The sequence below is a fragment of the Pseudomonas sp. PONIH3 genome (assembly GCF_002934345.1).
GTDB lineage: Bacteria > Pseudomonadota > Gammaproteobacteria > Pseudomonadales > Pseudomonadaceae > Aquipseudomonas > Aquipseudomonas soli.
Window position 1 is genome coordinate 3421343 of record NZ_CP026386.1, and the last position, 16177, is coordinate 3437519.

General features: G+C 63.6%; 15 protein-coding genes. 9 read left to right on the forward strand and 6 right to left on the reverse strand.

Translation table 11 applies throughout. The features are described from left to right. Positions 1-5 precede the first annotated feature (5 nt). The 4 genes from C3F42_RS15825 to C3F42_RS15840 all read left to right on the forward strand — a co-directional run bounded on the left by C3F42_RS15825 (position 6) and on the right by C3F42_RS15840 (position 4848). Positions 6-2351: an FdhF/YdeP family oxidoreductase gene (locus C3F42_RS15825; RefSeq protein WP_094011597.1), complete on the forward strand. Its 2346-nt coding sequence runs from the start codon at positions 6-8 to the stop codon at positions 2349-2351. A gap of 223 nt (positions 2352-2574) precedes the next feature. After that, entirely contained in the window at positions 2575-3054 is a 480-nt protein-coding gene (locus C3F42_RS15830; RefSeq protein WP_038707165.1) for a glycine zipper domain-containing protein, read from the forward strand. A 209-nt stretch (positions 3055-3263) separates the two neighbouring features. Next, positions 3264-4073: a protein-glutamate O-methyltransferase CheR gene (locus C3F42_RS15835; RefSeq protein WP_104444629.1), complete on the forward strand. Its 810-nt coding sequence runs from the start codon at positions 3264-3266 to the stop codon at positions 4071-4073. Between the two features lie 118 nt (positions 4074-4191). Beyond that, a complete protein-coding gene (locus C3F42_RS15840) occupies positions 4192-4848 on the forward strand; it encodes a response regulator transcription factor (RefSeq protein WP_023630630.1) in 657 nt (218 codons plus the stop codon). On the opposite strand, the gene C3F42_RS15845 is transcribed toward C3F42_RS15840, so the two are convergent. From C3F42_RS15845 to hslO, 3 genes are all read right to left on the reverse strand, one after another. After that, positions 4838-5272, reverse strand: coding sequence for a thioesterase family protein (locus C3F42_RS15845; protein ID WP_094011634.1), 435 nt, complete (start codon positions 5270-5272; stop codon positions 4838-4840). The genes C3F42_RS15840 and C3F42_RS15845 overlap by 11 nt on opposite strands. A gap of 149 nt (positions 5273-5421) precedes the next feature. Next, positions 5422-6963, reverse strand: a complete 1542-nt coding sequence (locus C3F42_RS15850) for a phosphoenolpyruvate carboxykinase (RefSeq protein ID WP_038707164.1) — start codon at positions 6961-6963, stop codon at positions 5422-5424. A gap of 179 nt (positions 6964-7142) precedes the next feature. Then, on the reverse strand, positions 7143-8045 hold the full coding sequence (gene hslO, locus C3F42_RS15855; RefSeq protein WP_094011599.1) for an Hsp33 family molecular chaperone HslO: 903 nt from the start codon (positions 8043-8045) through the stop codon (positions 7143-7145). 107 nt (positions 8046-8152) lie between these two features. On the opposite strand from hslO, the gene C3F42_RS15860 reads away from it, so the two are divergent. Then, entirely contained in the window at positions 8153-8953 is an 801-nt protein-coding gene (locus tag C3F42_RS15860; protein WP_094011600.1) for a phosphatase PAP2 family protein, read from the forward strand. A 29-nt stretch (positions 8954-8982) separates the two neighbouring features. On the opposite strand, the gene C3F42_RS15865 is transcribed toward C3F42_RS15860, so the two are convergent. Next, positions 8983-9384, reverse strand: coding sequence for an RNA-binding S4 domain-containing protein (locus C3F42_RS15865; RefSeq protein ID WP_104444630.1), 402 nt, complete (start codon positions 9382-9384; stop codon positions 8983-8985). Positions 9385-9544: 160 nt separating this feature from the next. Here C3F42_RS15865 and C3F42_RS15870 point away from each other — a divergent pair, with 160 nt between their 5' ends. Together C3F42_RS15870 and rimK are read left to right on the forward strand one after the other, a co-directional pair. After that, a complete protein-coding gene (locus C3F42_RS15870) occupies positions 9545-9976 on the forward strand; it encodes an ATP-dependent zinc protease (RefSeq protein ID WP_244891328.1) in 432 nt (143 codons plus the stop codon). Continuing rightward, positions 9973-10878: a 30S ribosomal protein S6--L-glutamate ligase gene (gene rimK / locus C3F42_RS15875; protein ID WP_011531656.1), complete on the forward strand. Its 906-nt coding sequence runs from the start codon at positions 9973-9975 to the stop codon at positions 10876-10878. The genes C3F42_RS15870 and rimK overlap by 4 nt, the downstream gene beginning before the upstream one ends. A 57-nt stretch (positions 10879-10935) precedes the next feature. Here rimK and C3F42_RS15880 read toward each other — a convergent pair whose 3' ends face one another. Together C3F42_RS15880 and ompR are read right to left on the reverse strand one after the other, a co-directional pair. Continuing rightward, positions 10936-12249, reverse strand: coding sequence for an ATP-binding protein (locus C3F42_RS15880; RefSeq protein ID WP_094011602.1), 1314 nt, complete (start codon positions 12247-12249; stop codon positions 10936-10938). Positions 12250-12342: 93 nt separating this feature from the next. After that, positions 12343-13083, reverse strand: a complete 741-nt coding sequence (gene ompR / locus C3F42_RS15885; RefSeq protein WP_038707160.1) for a two-component system response regulator OmpR — start codon at positions 13081-13083, stop codon at positions 12343-12345. A gap of 229 nt (positions 13084-13312) precedes the next feature. On the opposite strand from ompR, the gene C3F42_RS15890 reads away from it, so the two are divergent. Both C3F42_RS15890 and C3F42_RS15895 read left to right on the forward strand, forming a co-directional pair. Further along, complete coding sequence (locus tag C3F42_RS15890; RefSeq protein ID WP_038707159.1) at positions 13313-15637, forward strand: Tex family protein; 2325 nt, start codon at positions 13313-13315, stop codon at positions 15635-15637. Next, the gene (locus C3F42_RS15895) at positions 15637-16020 is read left to right on the forward strand and encodes a PaaI family thioesterase (RefSeq protein WP_023630730.1); all 384 of its coding nucleotides are present in this window, start codon (positions 15637-15639) and stop codon (positions 16018-16020) included. The genes C3F42_RS15890 and C3F42_RS15895 overlap by 1 nt, the downstream gene beginning before the upstream one ends. The last annotated feature ends 157 nt before the right edge of the window (positions 16021-16177 follow it).

Sequence of the window (16177 nt, forward strand, 5' to 3'; positions counted from 1 at the left end):
CAGCCGTGACCTCCTACGAAAAACTGCCAGACAACGCCCCCGCCTCCACCCCTCGCTACAAACCTTATCCCGGCCCCGCCGGCGGCTGGGGCGCGCTGCGCAGCGTGGCCAAGGCCTGGGTGGGCAGCGACAACGCCCTGAAGAACATCCGCGCCCTGCTCAAGACCAACCAGAACGGCGGCTTCGACTGCCCCGGCTGCGCCTGGGGCGACTCGCCCGAAAGCGGCATGGTCAAGTTCTGCGAGAACGGCGCCAAGGCGGTCAACTGGGAAGCCACCAAGCGCCGGGTGGATGCCGCGTTCTTCGCCCGCTACAGCGTGAGCGCGCTGCTGGGGCAGAGCGACTACTGGCTCGAGTACCAGGGCCGACTGACCGAGCCGATGGTCTATGACCCGATCACCGACCGTTACCGGCCGATCGACTGGGACGCCGCCTTCGCCCTGATCGCCCGGCACCTGAACAACCTGGCAAGCCCCGACCAGGCCGAGTTCTATACATCCGGCCGGGCCAGCAACGAGGCGGCTTATCTCTATCAGCTGTTCGTGCGCGCCTACGGCACCAACAATTTCCCCGACTGCTCGAACATGTGCCACGAGGCCAGCGGCGTGGCCTTGGGCCAGAGCGTCGGCGTGGGCAAGGGCACGGTCACGTACGACGATTTCGAGCACGCCGACACGATCTTCGTCTGGGGCCAGAACCCCGGCACCAACCACCCTCGCATGCTCGACCCGTTGCGTGACGCGGTGAAACGCGGCGCCCAGGTGGTGTGTGTCAACCCGCTCAAGGAGCGTGGCCTGGAGCGTTTCCAGCACCCGCAGAACCCGTTGGAGATGCTGACCAACAGCGACCGACCGACCAACACCGCATTCTTCCGCCCGGCGCTGGGCGGCGACATGGCGCTGCTGCGCGGCATGGCCAAGTTCCTGCTGCAATGGGAGCGTGAGGCCCAGGCCAGCGGCGCGCCGGCGATCTTCGATCATGCCTTCATCGCCGAACACGGCCATGGCGTGGACGAATACCTGGCGGTGGTCGACGCCACCCCATGGGAACAGATCCAGGCCCAGTCCGGGCTGACCCTGGCCGATATCGAGCTGTCGGCACACATGTACTGCAAAGGCAAACGCGTGATCATGTGCTGGGCCATGGGCATCACCCAGCACCGCCATTCGGTGCCGACCATCCAGGAAATCGTCAACCTGATGCTGCTGCGCGGCAACCTCGGGGTACCGGGCGCCGGCCTGTGCCCGGTGCGCGGCCACAGCAACGTGCAGGGCGACCGCACCATGGGGATCAACGAACGCCCACCGGTGTTGCTGCTCGATGCCATCGAAAAACGCTTCGGCTTCCCGGTGCCGCGCCATAACGGCCACAACACCGTCGAGGCCATCCACGCCATGTTGGAAGGCCGGGCCAAGGTGTTCATCGGTTTAGGCGGCAACTTCGCCCAGGCCACGCCGGACACCGAGCGCACCGCCCAGGCGCTGCGCAACTGCGAGCTGACCGTGCACATCAGCACCAAGCTCAACCGCAGCCACCTGATTCATGGCAAACAGGCGTTGATCCTGCCGTGCCTGGGCCGCACCGATATCGACCTGCAGGGCGAAGGCCCGCAGGCGGTGACGGTGGAGGACTCGTTCAGCATGGTCCACGCCTCCAACGGCCAGCTCAAACCACTGTCCCGACAGATGCGCTCGGAGCCCGCCGTGGTTGCCGGCATCGCCGCCGCCACCTTGGGCAAGCAGCCAGTGGACTGGCACTGGCTGGTGGCCGACTACGACCGTATCCGCGACCTGATCGCCGACACCATCCCGGGCTTTGCCGACTTCAACGAGCGTCTGCGCCTGCCCGGCGGCTTCTACCTGGGCAACAGTGCCGGCAGCCGCCAGTGGAAGACCGCCAGCGGCCGCGCCAACTTCAAGGCCAATCTGCTACCGGACAGCCTGCTCGACGAGCGCGTGCGTGCCAGCGGCCAGATACCGGACCTGATCATGCAGTCGATGCGCTCGCACGATCAGTACAACACCACCATCTATGGCATGGACGATCGTTATCGTGGCGTGCGCGGCCAGCGTGACGTGCTGTTCGTCAACGAGGCCGACATCGTCCGCCTGGGCTTCCAGCCGGGGCAGAAGGTCGACATTGTGTCGCTCTGGGGCGATGAACATCTGCGCCGGGTGCATGGGTTTACCCTGCTGGCGTTCGACATCCCCGCTGGCCAGGCGGCGGCCTACTACCCGGAGGTGAACCCGCTGGTGCCGCTGGAGAGCATCGGTGACGGCAGTTACACGCCGACGTCGAAGTTCATCGCCATCAAGTTGGAGCGCGCGCGGGACGACGGGCGCATCATCTGATTCGCGCCCGGCAAAGCTGAACGCCGCCCACAAAAAAGCCCTGTTCCGCAACGGTTCAGGGCTTTGTCATAAGTACCTCAGACAAGCAAAAATCGAGAAAGTTTCATACAAAATTCAATAACTTAGAGAATTGTGTACAACTCGTGCTACTCGTCGGATTCCGATTGCCAGCCGCTTCGCCGAGCCTCAAATTCCGCTTCGTCATCCCTCTGAGGCTCTCTTGATGAAGAAGTACTCCTCGATTCTGTTGTTGTCTTTTGGTCTGCTCAGCGGCGTTGCCATGGCAGGCGGCACCACCGAGGCCGGCATTGGCGGCGCATTGGGTGGGGTACTGGGCTCCGTGGTGGGCAACTCCATCGGTGGTAGCACCGGCGGCGCCATCGGTGCCGGTCTGGGCGGCGCGGCCGGCGGTGCCCTGGGTGCCGACAAGCGCCAGCGCGGCGAAGCGGCCATCGGTGGCGCACTGGGCGCGGCCGGCGGCAACGTGGTCGGTCGCTCGGTGGGGGGTACCACCGGTAGCTACATCGGTGCGGCGGCCGGCGGCGGCGCTGGTGGGGCACTGGGCAACTACATGGGCAACAAGGCCGATGAAGACGAGCGCCATGAGTCGCGCCGCTACCGCCGTGACTATGATGATCGCCGCCACTATGACCGTGGCCACCACTACGGTCACCGCAAACACAAGCGCCACTGGCGCGACTGATCGCCAGGCTTACGCCTGACGCCTAAGGCCCTGCCCTCATCGGCAGGGCCTTTTCATTTGCAGGCACGCCAAGGGATTAAGGGCCGCCCCGATATGGAGGCCACTAGCCACTAGTTATTATCGCTGTTTTGACCAAGCACAGGACGCAGGGAATGCGCGCGACCTTCACCGACTCCATCTGTCTACCCCGGGCCAGGAGAGGCTGAGGAATGCCAAGCCGCCGCCCACCTCTGCTCAGCGAAGCAAGCTTTGCGTCAATACGTCAGCGGGTAATGCAGGCTACGGGTGTGCAACTGGCCGATGATCGCCGGACCGTGATCGCGACGCGCCTGCACAAGCGCTTGAAGGCTCTCGGCCTGGCTAGCTTCGAGCATTACCTCGACTTGCTCGACAGCCCACAAGGCACAAACGAGCACGAACAGTTGCTGCGCCTGCTGGTCGCCCGCGACAGTTATTTCTTTCGCGAACATCGGCATTTCGAATGCCTGGCCTCCTGGCTGGCCGAACTCGACCACCCCGCCCGTCTGTGGAGCGCCGCCTGCGCCACCGGTGAGGAGGCCTGGAGCCTGGCAATGGTAGCCGCAGAAAAAGCCCGCCACCCCGGTTGGGAGGTGCTGGCCAGTGATTTCGACCCGCAACTGCTGGAAAGCGCAGACAATGGGATCTACGACATTGCCCAGGCCCGTTACTTCCCCGAGGGCTGGCTGACCCGTCACTGCCTGTGCGACGTCGGCGAGATGGCCGGGCGGCTGTGCATCGCTCAGGCTCTGCGAGAGCGGGTACGCTTCCAGACCATCAACCTGATCCGCCCCATGCCTGCTTATCTCGGCAGCTTCGACGTCATCCTGCTGCGCAACCTGTTGTCGAGCCTGGCACCACGCTACAAGAGCGAGGTGCTTCAACACCTGCTGGCACACCTGCGCCCCGGAGGCCTGCTGATCATCGGCCACAGCGAAAGCGTCCATGCGCCGGGCCTGCCCCTGCGCCCACTACTGCCGTCGGTGTTCGAACGCCTATGATAAGAGGCACTGCCGCGCCCATCGGCAGACAAGGACTGATCGCGCAGTTGCGCGGCAGTGCGCTTTCGGATCGAGCAGGCCTGCCGCCCCCCTTCTCTTGCGAAACAGGCCCTAATCCATGCCTTGCCGAATTCTGCTTGCCGATCATTCGCCCCTCTTCCGCGCCGGCCTACGTGCCCTGCTGGAGCAGAAGAAAGATTTCGTCGTGGTGGGCGACACCGGTGATGCCATGAGTGCCGTGAGCCTGGCCGAAAAGCTCAAGCCAGATATTGTGGTGCTCGACATGAGCGGCGAGCTGGACAGTCAGCAGGCCCTGCAGGAACTATTCATCCGCGCCCCTGCCAGCCGAGTGCTGATGTTCTCGTCGCGCTCGGAGCTTGAGCATGTAATGAGCTGCCTGCAGCTCGGCGCCCATGGTTTTCTGCTCAAGAACGCTACGGTGACCGAACTGGAGCAGGCTCTGCAAACCCTGCGCGGTGGTGGCCAGTACCTGTCTTCAGCGGTACTGCCGATGGTCATCGGCCAGGCTCTCAAACACAGTCGCAAGCGCGTTGCGAATCAGGTCCAGCCACCACCCCTGACCACTCGCCAGCTGGAAATCCTGCGCCTCATCGCCCGGGGCGAGACCACCCGCTCCATCGCCGACGGCCTGGGTTTGAGCATCAAGACTGTCGAGGCGCACCGCTCGCAGATCATGCACCGCTTGCAGATCCACGACGTGCCCGGCCTGGTGCTGTTCGCTGTACGCGAAGGGATCATTCGCCTCAACGATTGAGCGACAGCCCGGCGAGGATCAGTTGCAGCGTTTCCGGCAGTGCCGCCGGGCGGCCCGAGGCACGCTCGATGAACACCTGCACCATGCTGCCCGCCGCACAGGCTTCGGCCTCGCCCGGGCGGAACAGCGCCAGGCGGAACTCAACGGTACTGCCCGCCAGACGGGTCACACCCAGGCCCACCTCAAGCACGTCGGGAAAGCCAGGCAAGGCGAAGAAATCTGCCGCCGAACTTACAACAAAACCGGCCAGTTCACCGTCGCGCAGGTCCAACTCGGCCTGTTCGACCAAGAAGGCCTGGATCGCGGTTTCAAAGCAGGCATGCACGGTGGAGCCGGCGAGGTGGCCGTTGTGGTCATTGTCCTGCGGACGGGTGAGGATGGGATGGAAATGGGAGAAGGCGGAGCGTTGCGGAGACTCGGTCATGGGGCCATCTGCATTCTGGTGGGTACCCTGCAAGTGAAACAGATTCTGCCGGTACTGTATCGCCTCCATCGCAGCTCAAACCCGGTCCTACATCGAATAACGAAAAAGCCGCCCCGAGGGGCGGCTTCCTTATCCGAACCGGCAGCAGCTTACAGCTGCGGACCAGCGGCCTTGATGGCGTCGGAAACGTCGAACTTCTTGAAGTTCTCGGTGAACAGCGTAGCCAGCCCCTTGGCAGCTTCGTCGTAGGCAGCCTTGTCAGCCCAGGTGTTGCGGGGGTTGAGCAGCTCGGTCTCGACGCCCGGAACGGCCTTGGGTACGTCCAGGTTGATGATGTCCAGGTGCTCGGTTTCTGCACCGACCAGCGCGCCGCTCTGGATGGCAGCGATCACACCACGGGTGGTGGGAATGCTGAAGCGCTTGCCAACGCCGTAGCCACCACCGGTCCAGCCAGTGTTGACCAGGTAGACCTTGGAGCCGAACGCCTTGATGCGCTTGATCAGCAGCTCGGCGTAGACGCCAGCTGGGCGTGGGAAGAACGGTGCGCCGAAGCAGGTGGAGAAGGTCGACTTGATGCCGCTGCCCGAACCCATTTCGGTGGAACCGACCAGCGCGGTGTAGCCGGACAGGAAGTGGTAGGCCGCCTGCTCGTTGTTCAGGATCGACACTGGCGGCAGCACGCCGGTCAGGTCGCAGGTCAGGAAGATGACTGCGTTCGGCTCGCCGCCCAGGTTCTTCTCGGAGACCTTGGCCACGTGGGTCAGCGGGTAGGCTGCGCGGCTGTTCTGGGTCAGGCTCACGTCGGCGTAGTCGGCGTGCTTGGCATCGTCGATGACGACGTTTTCCAGCACCGCGCCGTGCTTGATGGCTTTCCAGATGACCGGCTCGTTCTTCTCGGACAGGTCGATGCACTTGGCATAGCAACCGCCCTCGATGTTGAAGACCACGCCTTCGCCCCAACCGTGCTCGTCGTCACCTATCAGGTAACGGCTTTCATCGGCCGACAGGGTGGTCTTGCCGGTACCGGACAGGCCGAAGAACAGGGTGACGTCACCCGCTTCGCCGATGTTGGCGGCGCAGTGCATCGGCAGCACGTCGGCGGCCGGCAGCAGGAAGTTCTGCACCGAGAACATGGCTTTCTTCATTTCACCGGCGTAACGCATGCCGGCGATCAGCACTTTCTTCTGGGCGAAGTTGATGATCACGCAGCCGTCGGAGTTGGTGCCGTCACGCTCTGGCACGCACTCGAAGTTGGCGACGTTGAGCACCTGCCATTCATCGCGGCCAGCCGGGTTGTACTGGGCCGGGTTGATGAACAGGCAACGGCCGAACAGGTTCTGCCAGGCGGTCTGGGTGGTCATCTTGACCGGCAGGTAGTGCTCGGCGGCAGCGCCTACGTGAACGTAGGAAACGAAGTGATCCTGGGCGTTGTTGAACGCCTCGACGCGGTTCCACAGGGCATCGAACTTGTCGGCCGGGAACTTGCGGTTGATCGGGCCCCAGCCAATCTGGTCCTGGGTGGAAGGTTCTTCGACGATGAAACGGTCAGCCGGCGAACGGCCGGTGCGATGACCGGTTTCCACCACCAGCGCGCCGGTATCGGCCAGCACGCCTTCACCGCGGGACAGCGCTTCTTTTACCAGCTCATCGACGCTCAGGTCGGTGTACACGGTGTTGTTGGCTTGCGTCATGAGATACCCCATCCGGCCCGAGGCCGAGTGCTCCAAACGTTTTGTAGTTGTCTCGAAAAAACTACTACAGCGAAAAAAGTGGCCGGATTATGCCAGAAAAGCCCAAAAAAAGTAGGCCCCTCCTGTCAGAACTGCGCTTTTGCGCAATTCGACAGGAATATTTCCTGTAGTTAACCGTTTCAGTGCTGAGTTTCTGACGGCGCCTCAGTGCCACCGCCGGCAAACAATTGCGCGACATCGCTCGCATCGAACAAATAACGTTCGTTACAAAACTGGCAATCGATCTCGACCTGGCCGCCACATTCGGCCACCAGCGCCTTGGCATCCTGCTCGCCGAGACTGACCAGTGCATTGCCGGAGCGCTCGCGCGAGCAGCTGCAGCGGAACCGTAGCGGCTGGATATCGAACAGGCGAACCGCGTCCTCGTGGTACAGGCGGTGCAGCACGGTTTCGTTGTCCAGACCGAGCAGCTCCTCGATCTTCACGGTGTTGGCCAAGGCCTTGACGTGGGCCCAGCTTTCATCGCGCTCCTCGCTGTCCTTGTGGATCTCGGCCGGCAGTTGCTGCACCAGCAGGCCACGGGCACGGGCGCCATCGGCGGCCAGAGAGATGCAGGTGTTCACCTGCTGCGACATGACGAAGTAATTGGTGAAGCACTCCGACAGGTCCTTGCCGTCCAGTTCGACGGTGCCCTGGTAACGCTGGCCGTTGACAGGAATGATAGTCAGCACCAGGTGACCGCCAGGCATCAGATCGGCAAGGCTGGCATCCGCCTTGATCTGCTCGGTCTCGTAACGCGCCAAGCCACGGATATCGTGCTCGCTGGTGTACTCGATGGCTAGCAGCGGAACCGGGCCCTGGGACTGCGCCTGGAGCACCAGCAACCCGTCGAACTTCAAAGTGCCGACCAGCAGCGCGGCCGCGGCCATCAGTTCACCGAGCAGATGCTTAACCGGCTGCGGGTAGTCGTGCTTCGCCAGCACCTCGGCATAGCTGCGTTCCAGCACCACCATCTCGCCGCGCACATCGCGGTCATCGAAAAGGAAGCGTTGGGTGAAATCGGTATCTGGCAAGTCGCTCATGGTTGTCTGGCTTTCTGAAAATGGTTACAAAATAATTACAGGAGACTGAAAGGTCTGTCGCAGAGCGCTAAAAGGCGCTTATTTCCTGCTGGATATCGAGGTATTTTATGGATAATCGACCACTGTTCCAAGCAAGGTGGTCCTGGGGACCTTTGGCAACCTGCACCCTGCTGCCCATCGCGCTACTGTGTTTCTGGTTGTGGCCCGTTGGCCAGATCCTTTGCCTGACATTCGACGAGTGGCTGTTCCACAGCCTGAATGCGCCGCTGGCCAATAACACAAGCTGGCGCTACATATGGACCGTCGGCAGCCTGCGCCCGTTCGACATCGTCGTCGGCCTGATCCTTCTGGCAGTGCTTATTCGTGGTGACTGGGTGTTCAAGGCAGCCCAGGTCCGCCAGGCCTTCTTCGGCTTTCTGGTCACGCTACTCCTCTTAGTGGTGATTCGCGCGCTGTTTTCCAAGTGGGTGGATGCAGCCGGTTGGCAACACAAGAGCCCGTCGATGATGTTCGACGACGTGGTGCACCTCAGTGACTACTACCCCAACCTGGAGGCGTCCTGGGAGCTCAAGGACCGATCGAGCAAGAGTTTCCCGGGGGATCACGCCTCTGTGTTGTTGATCTGGGCACTGTTCATGAGCCTGTTCAGCCGTCGCCTGCTGCAGTACCTGCTGGTGTGGGGGCTGGCCTTGTTGTTCATGCTGCCGCGCCTGGTCGCCGGCGCTCACTGGGGGCAGGATGACTACATCGGTGGCCTGCTGATGGCAGTGCTGGCGCTAGGCTGGAGCTGCTATACGCCGCTGGCGGCCAAAGGCAGCGCAGCGTTGCTGCGCTGGACGGGACCGCTGTTCGACCTGCTGGGCAAGCTGCCATTGATCGGGCGGATGAGCGTGGTTCGCGCCGCCTGATCATGACTGGGGCCGCTGCGCGGCCCTCGTCACTCGAAACTGCCGTGCAGCTGGTGAATCTGCCGGCGCTGCTTCTTGGTCGGCCGCCCGTCGGTGGTCACGCCCATCGCCCCCGCCTTGCGCATTTCAGCAGCCTGCTCGCGGCGCGTCACACTCTCGGCGGTTTCCTCGTACAACGTCTGTGCTTCGGGCGCGCCACGGCGCACCACCGACAACGCCCTGACCACCACGGTGCGCTCGTCGAAACCGGTGCGCAAAACGAACTCATCGCCCACCCGTGGCTCCTTGCCCGGCTTGCAGCGCTCGCCCCGGCAGTGCACCTTGCCACTTTCAATGGCCGCCTTGGCCAATGCGCGGGTCTTGTAGAAGCGCGCTGCCCACAGCCACTTGTCCAAGCGTACCTTGTCGTCGTCTTCAGGCTTTTGTGCCATGGTTTTTCCTCGAATTCTGTCTTTCACGGAACTGTACTACCGTGACTGACAGATGCAAAAAGTCCGTGCCGTCATTACAGTTCACCTCCTTATCCGCAGGGCACGCTAAGTGAAGACATTTGACCACCTGACTGTGATCGGCCTGCGCGAGTGGGTCGCCCTGCCCGGCCTCGGCGTCGCCGGCCTGCGCGCCAAGATCGACACCGGAGCCAGCACCTCCAGCCTGCACGCCACGGAGGTCGAGCCGTTCGAGCGCGATGGCCAGCAATGGGTACGCTTCACCGCCCACCTGGGTTCGGTGGTGCAACTGCGCCATCGACGGTGCGAAGCGCCCATGGTGACCATGAAGACGATCAAGAGCTCCAACGGCCATGCCCAGACCCGCTATGTGATCCGCACACCCCTGGCGCTCGGTGACCGGGTCTGGGAGGTCGAATTCACCCTGGCCTGCCGCAAGAGCATGCGCTATCGCCTGCTGCTTGGTTCGAAGGCGCTCATCCATGGCCAACTGGTGGTCAACCCCGGCCTCAAGTACGTTCAGGACAAACCGGCCTTCGCGGCCACCCTTTCCCCTGTCACAGGTGCTGCATGAAGATCGCTGTGCTGTCGCGCAATCCGCGTCTGTATTCCACCCGCCGCCTGGTCGAAGCCGGTACCCAGCGGGGCCACGAAGTGGTGGTGATCGACACGCTTCGGGCCTACATGAACATTGCCAGCCACAAGCCGCAGATCCACTACCGCGGCAAACCCCTGGAAGGCTTCGACGCGGTCATACCGCGCATCGGCGCCTCGGTCACCTTCTATGGCTGTGCGGTGCTGCGCCAGTTCGAGATGATGGGCGTCTATCCGCTCAACGAATCGGTGGCCATCGCCCGCTCGCGGGACAAACTGCGCTCTCTGCAACTGCTGTCACGTCGGGGTATCGGCCTGCCGATCACCGGTTTCGCCCACTCGCCGGACGACATCCCCGACCTGATTCAGATGGTCAACGGCGCGCCGCTGGTGATCAAGGTACTGGAAGGTACCCAGGGCATAGGCGTGGTGCTGTGCGAGACCACCAAGGCCGCCGAGTCGGTGATCGAGGCATTCATGGGCCTGAAGCAGAACATCATGGTCCAGGAATACATCAAGGAAGCTGGTGGCGCCGACATCCGTTGTTTCGTGGTCGGTGACAAGGTGATCGCCTCTATGAAGCGCCAGGCCAAGCCGGGCGAGTTCCGCTCCAACCTGCACCGCGGGGGCGTGGCCAGCCTGATCAAGATCACCCCTGAAGAACGCATGACCGCGATTCGGGCGGCCAAGGTAATGGGGCTGAGCGTGGCGGGCGTGGATATTCTGCGTTCGAACCATGGCCCACTGGTAATGGAAGTGAACTCGTCGCCGGGCCTGGAGGGGATCGAGGTGACTACCGGCAAAGACGTGGCCGGGATGATCATCGAGCACCTGGAAAAGAACAGCGGGCCGAATCAGACGCGGACCAAAGGCAAGGGTTGAAATTAATCGCGGGGCAAGTCGCACCGGCGCACCGGTGCGACTTGCCCCGCGATGGGTCTAGACGGCATTACGCGGCAGCAACAAACCCAACGGCAACCTCACTCGCGCCTCGATCCCGCCACCGGACCGGTTGCGCAACTCGACATTGCCGCCATGCTGCGCGGCGATGCGCTTGACGATCGCCAACCCCAGCCCGGTGCCCTTGCCGCCCCGCGCCCGGTCGCCCCGGATGAACGGGTTGAAGATGGTCTCCAGTTCCGACTCGTCGATGCCCGCCCCGCGATCCAGCACGCTGAGCACCACATAAGGCGCACTCTGGTCACCCGACACATAGGCCGCCACCTCAACCCCCTTGCCGGCGTGATGCAGCGCGTTGCCGATCAGATTGCCGAGCATACGCTTGAGCGAGACACGGCGCAGCGGGAACGGCGGAATCGGCTCGAGGCACAGGCGCACCTGTTCTTCATGCTGGTTATAGGGGGCCACCACTTCGTAGATCAGCTCATTCAGGTCGACCTCTTCCACCGGCTCGTCACGCCCATCACGAATGAACGCCAGGAACTGGTCGAGGATCGCGTCCATGTCCTCGATATCGCGGACCATGTCCTCACTGAGGTCGCTTTCGTTGCCCATCAGCGACAACGACAAGCGCAACCGAGTCAATGGTGTGCGCAGGTCGTGGGATACCCCCGCGAGCATCAACTCGCGCTCGCGACCGGCCTGCTCGACATCCTCGGCCATCTGGTTGAACGCCCGATACACCTCGGTCATTTCGCTGGGGGTATCGCTGATCGGCAGGCGCACACTGCGCCCCTGGCCCAGCTGACGGGCAGCGAACACCAGACGCTTGAGCGGCTGATTGAGCTGGCGCACGAAGATCCAGGCCGAAGCGGTGGACAGCAGGCCGATGGCCAGGAACCAACCAAGCACGTTCCAGATCTTCTGGCCACGTAGCGGATGCGGGTACAGCGGCACCTTGAGCCAGCCTGGTCCCAGGCTCGGCGCGTTCACCCAGAGCGCGGGCGGTGCGTGGATACGCAACCGCACCTCGGTGTCCTCGCCCAGCTCGGCTTGCATCTGCCGCTGGTAGATCTCGCTGTAGGGCCAATGCTGCTCACCCTCCGGGACACCGGCGCCGGTCACGCGGATCAGGCCAGCAGCCTCGGCTATCTGCTCGCGGTTCTCTTCATCCGCTGCCCAATAGGCACGCAGCGTCAGGGCCACGCCGTGGCTGTACTGGCGGTCGACCAGCACGTCCTCATTCATCAACAGGTACACGAGCGTCAGTGCCTTGGAAAACAGCACGACGATCAGCACCAGCCAGAGGGTGCGGGCGAAGAAGCTTTGCGGGAACCAGAGAGGCGTTTTCATCGATCAACTACTGTACTGAAAAGGCCGGTCGCCGTAGACGAAACAGGGCGACCCGCATGGGTCGCCCTGCTGCACCCTGACGAGCCGGCAGGCTCATTTGCCGGCGTTTCCGTCCGGCACGAAGACGTAGCCCACACCCCATACGGTCTGGATGTAACGCGGCTTGGAAGGATCGGGCTCGATCATCCGGCGCAGGCGCGAGATCTGCACGTCGATGGAACGCTCCAGGGCATCCCACTCACGGCCACGGGCCAGATTCATCAGTTTGTCGCGGGTCAGCGGCTCGCGAGCATGCATCACCAGGGCCTTGAGCACGGCGAACTCGCCGGTGGTGAGCATGTGCGTTTCTTCACCGCGCTTGAGCTCACGGGTGGCCAGCGAAAGTTCGTAGTCGCCGAAGGTGACGGTCTCTTCCTCGCTGCCCGGCGCGCCCGGCACGGCCGGGGCCTGGCGGCGCAGCACGGCCTTGACCCGGGCCACCAGCTCATCTGGGTTGAACGGCTTGGCCAGGTAATCGTCGGCGCCAAGCTCCAGCCCCTTGATCCGGCTGAGCTCATCGCCCTTGGCGGTAAGCATGATGATCGGGATCTGGTTGTTCGCGGCGCGCAGGCGCTTGCACGCCGACAGGCCATCCTCGCCCGGCAGCATCAGGTCGAGCACCACCAGGTTGAACACTTCACGGGCCAGCAGGCGATCCATCTGTTCGACGTTGGGCACGGTGCGCACACGGAAGCCCTTGCTGGTGAAGAAACGGTCCAGCAGGCTGCTCAGGCCCGGGTCGTCGTCGACGATGAGAATCTTGTCGCCTTCTACGGCGTTTGCGGTGCTGGTCATGAATTACTCCTCTGATATCGCCGCGCATTATGGCGTAGCCATTGCCGCGCGTGCCGTGTGCATTGTTAGCAGATTTTTCCCGCCGTGCCACTGCCGCCCCATCGACGACCGGCCCCGCGCCATCACCGCAAGCCCGGCCCGATGGGTATAATGCGCGGCTTTCACCCAGCGTCGCCGGGGCTGAACGCCCACCCGCGGCCTTGCATTCACTATTTGTCAGGTGGTTTTCATGGACAGCATCAACAGCCGTATCGCCGAGGAACTGGGCGTGCGCCCACAGCAGGTCGAAGCGGCCGTGGGCCTGTTGGACGAAGGATCGACCGTGCCCTTCATCGCCCGTTACCGCAAGGAAGTGACCGGCAGCCTGGATGACACTCAACTGCGCCACCTGGAAGAGCGCCTGCGCTACCTGCGCGAGCTCGACGAGCGTCGCGCCAGCATCCTGGCCAGCATCGAGGAGCAGGGCAAGCTGACCCCGGAGCTGGCGCGCGATATCAAGCTGGCCGACACCAAGACCCGCCTCGAAGACCTCTACCTGCCGTACAAGCAGAAGCGCCGCACCAAGGGCCAGATTGCCCTGGAAGCCGGCCTGGGCGAGCTGGCCGACAGCCTGTTCAGCGACCCGCAACTGAACCCGGAAGCCGAAGCCGCACGCTTCGTCGACGCGGGCAAGGGCGTGGCTGACGTCAAGGCCGCCCTGGAAGGCGCCAAGTACATCCTCATGGAGCGCTTCGCCGAAGACGCCGGCCTGCTGGACAAGCTGCGCAACTTCCTCAAGCAGGAAGCGGTGCTCACCGCCCGCGTAGTCGCCGGCAAGGAAGACGAAGGCGCCAAGTTCCGCGATTACTTCGCCCACGACGAACTGCTGCGCACCACGCCGTCGCACCGTGCCCTGGCGATCTTCCGTGGGCGCAACGAAGGCGTGCTGAGCGCGTCGCTGAAAGTCGGCGAAGAACTGCCAGGCACCCTGCACCCTTGCGAGATGATGATCGGCAACCATGTCGGCATCGAAAACCGCAACCGCCCCGCCGACAAGTGGCTGGGCGAGGTGGTGCGCTGGACCTGGAAGGTCAAGCTCTACACCCACCTGGAAACCGACCTGTTCGGTGAACTGCGCGACAATGCCGAAGGCGAGGCGATCAACGTCTTCGCCCACAACCTGCACGACCTGCTGCTGGCCGCCCCGGCCGGCCCGCGCGCCACCCTGGGCTTCGACCCGGGCCTGCGTACCGGCTGCAAGATCGCCGTGGTCGATGCCACCGGCAAGTTGCTGGACTACACCACGGTCTACCCGCACGCGCCGAAGAACGACTGGGACCGCACCATTTCCGTGATGGCCGCGCTGTGCGCCAAGCACTCGGTGGAGTTGATCGCCATCGGCAACGGCACTGCCAGCCGCGAGAGCGACAAGCTGGTGGCGGAGCTGGTCAAGAAGTACCCAGCACTGAAGGTCACCAAGATCATGGTTTCCGAGGCTGGCGCTTCGGTGTACTCGGCCTCTGAACTGGCCGCCCGCGAGTTCCCCGATCTGGACGTGTCGATCCGCGGCGCGGTGTCCATCGCCCGCCGTCTGCAGGACCCGCTGGCCGAACTGGTGAAGATCGACCCGAAATCCATCGGTGTCGGCCAGTACCAGCACGACGTGTCGCAGGTGAAACTGGCCCGGGGCCTGGACGCCGTGGTCGAGGACTGCGTGAACGCCGTGGGCGTGGACGTAAACACCGCCTCGGTGGCGCTGCTGACACGCATTTCCGGCCTCAATGCCACCCTGGCGCAGAACATCGTCGCCCACCGCGACGCCAACGGCCCGTTCGCTACCCGCGCCGCGCTGAAAAAGGTCAGCCGCCTGGGCGAGAAAACCTTCGAGCAGGCCGCCGGCTTCCTGCGGGTGATGAACGGCGACAACCCGCTGGACGCCTCGGCGGTGCACCCGGAAGCCTACCCACTGGTGCAGCGCATCGCCGCCGACACCGACCGTGATATCCGCTCGCTGATCGGCGACAGCGGCTTCCTCAAGCGCCTGGACCCGAAGAAATTCACCGACGAGTCCTTCGGTCTGCCGACCGTCACCGACATCCTCCAGGAACTCGACAAGCCAGGTCGCGACCCGCGCCCGGAGTTCAAGACCGCCACCTTCCAGGACGGCGTCGAGGACCTCAAGGACCTGGAACCCGGCATGATCCTCGAAGGCGTGGTGACCAACGTCACCAACTTCGGTGCTTTCGTCGACATCGGCGTGCACCAGGATGGGCTGGTGCACATCTCGGCGCTGTCGGAGAAGTTCGTCAAGGACCCGCGTGAAGCGGTCAAGGCCGGCGACGTGGTCAAGGTCAAGGTCATGGAAGTGGACATCCCGCGCAAGCGCGTCGGCCTGTCCATGCGCATGAGCGACACCCCGGGCGAGAAGGTCGAGGGCAACCGCGGCGGCAACCGCTCCAATGGCGGCAACCGCCAGCAGCAGGCGCCGCGCCAGCGCGAGGCCACCGCCGCCGCGCCGGCCAACAACGCCATGGCGGCGCTGTTCGCCAATGCCAAGCAACTGAAGAAGAAGTGATGGAAGTACCGAAGGAGTACGTCGAAAGCGCCTTCAGCCAGCTCCTCGGCTGCCGCCTGCAACGCCTGGAAACGGGTGTTGCAGAAGTGGCCCTGGCGCTTGAGCCGCACCTGCGCAACCGTGGCCAGAAGCTGCACGGCGGGGCGATCTTCAGCCTGGTCGATATCAGCATGGGCCTGGCCTGCTCGGCCAGCCATGGCTTCGACCAGCAGAGCGTGACCATCGAGTGCAAGATCAACTACATGCGCGCCGTCAGCGAGGGCGAGGTCGTGTGTACCGCCCGGGTGCTGCATGCGGGACGGCGCACCCTCGTGGTCGACGCCGACGTGCTCCAGGACGACAAGCTGGTGGCCAAGGCGCAGGGAACCTTCGCGGTTCTCTAGCTGACAGGCCCCGATCTGCGGTATTTTCGGCGTAATGCTGTACACCTGATCGCGGGGCAAGCCGCTCCCACGAACGTTTCTACGCTTCGTGGGAGCGGGCTTGCCCCGCGATCAGACGCATACAGGCCAGCGACGGAACCGCGTAAACCAGGCGACA

Bases quoted from the DNA above. Each gene is read 5' to 3' on its own strand.
- C3F42_RS15830 (WP_038707165.1), top strand. From the start codon at position 2,575: ATGAAGAAGTACTCCTCGATTCTGTTGTTGTCTTTTGGTCTGCTCAGC.
- C3F42_RS15835 (WP_104444629.1), top strand. From the start codon at position 3,264: ATGCCAAGCCGCCGCCCACCTCTGCTCAGCGAAGCAAGCTTTGCGTCA.
- C3F42_RS15840 (WP_023630630.1), top strand. From the start codon at position 4,192: ATGCCTTGCCGAATTCTGCTTGCCGATCATTCGCCCCTCTTCCGCGCC.
- C3F42_RS15845 (WP_094011634.1), bottom strand. From the start codon at position 5,272: ATGACCGAGTCTCCGCAACGCTCCGCCTTCTCCCATTTCCATCCCATC.
- C3F42_RS15850 (WP_038707164.1), bottom strand. From the start codon at position 6,963: ATGACGCAAGCCAACAACACCGTGTACACCGACCTGAGCGTCGATGAG.
- hslO (WP_094011599.1), bottom strand. From the start codon at position 8,045: ATGAGCGACTTGCCAGATACCGATTTCACCCAACGCTTCCTTTTCGAT.
- C3F42_RS15860 (WP_094011600.1), top strand. From the start codon at position 8,153: ATGGATAATCGACCACTGTTCCAAGCAAGGTGGTCCTGGGGACCTTTG.
- C3F42_RS15865 (WP_104444630.1), bottom strand. From the start codon at position 9,384: ATGGCACAAAAGCCTGAAGACGACGACAAGGTACGCTTGGACAAGTGG.
- rimK (WP_011531656.1), top strand. From the start codon at position 9,973: ATGAAGATCGCTGTGCTGTCGCGCAATCCGCGTCTGTATTCCACCCGC.
- C3F42_RS15880 (WP_094011602.1), bottom strand. From the start codon at position 12,249: ATGAAAACGCCTCTCTGGTTCCCGCAAAGCTTCTTCGCCCGCACCCTC.
- ompR (WP_038707160.1), bottom strand. From the start codon at position 13,083: ATGACCAGCACCGCAAACGCCGTAGAAGGCGACAAGATTCTCATCGTC.
- C3F42_RS15890 (WP_038707159.1), top strand. From the start codon at position 13,313: ATGGACAGCATCAACAGCCGTATCGCCGAGGAACTGGGCGTGCGCCCA.
- C3F42_RS15895 (WP_023630730.1), top strand. From the start codon at position 15,637: ATGGAAGTACCGAAGGAGTACGTCGAAAGCGCCTTCAGCCAGCTCCTC.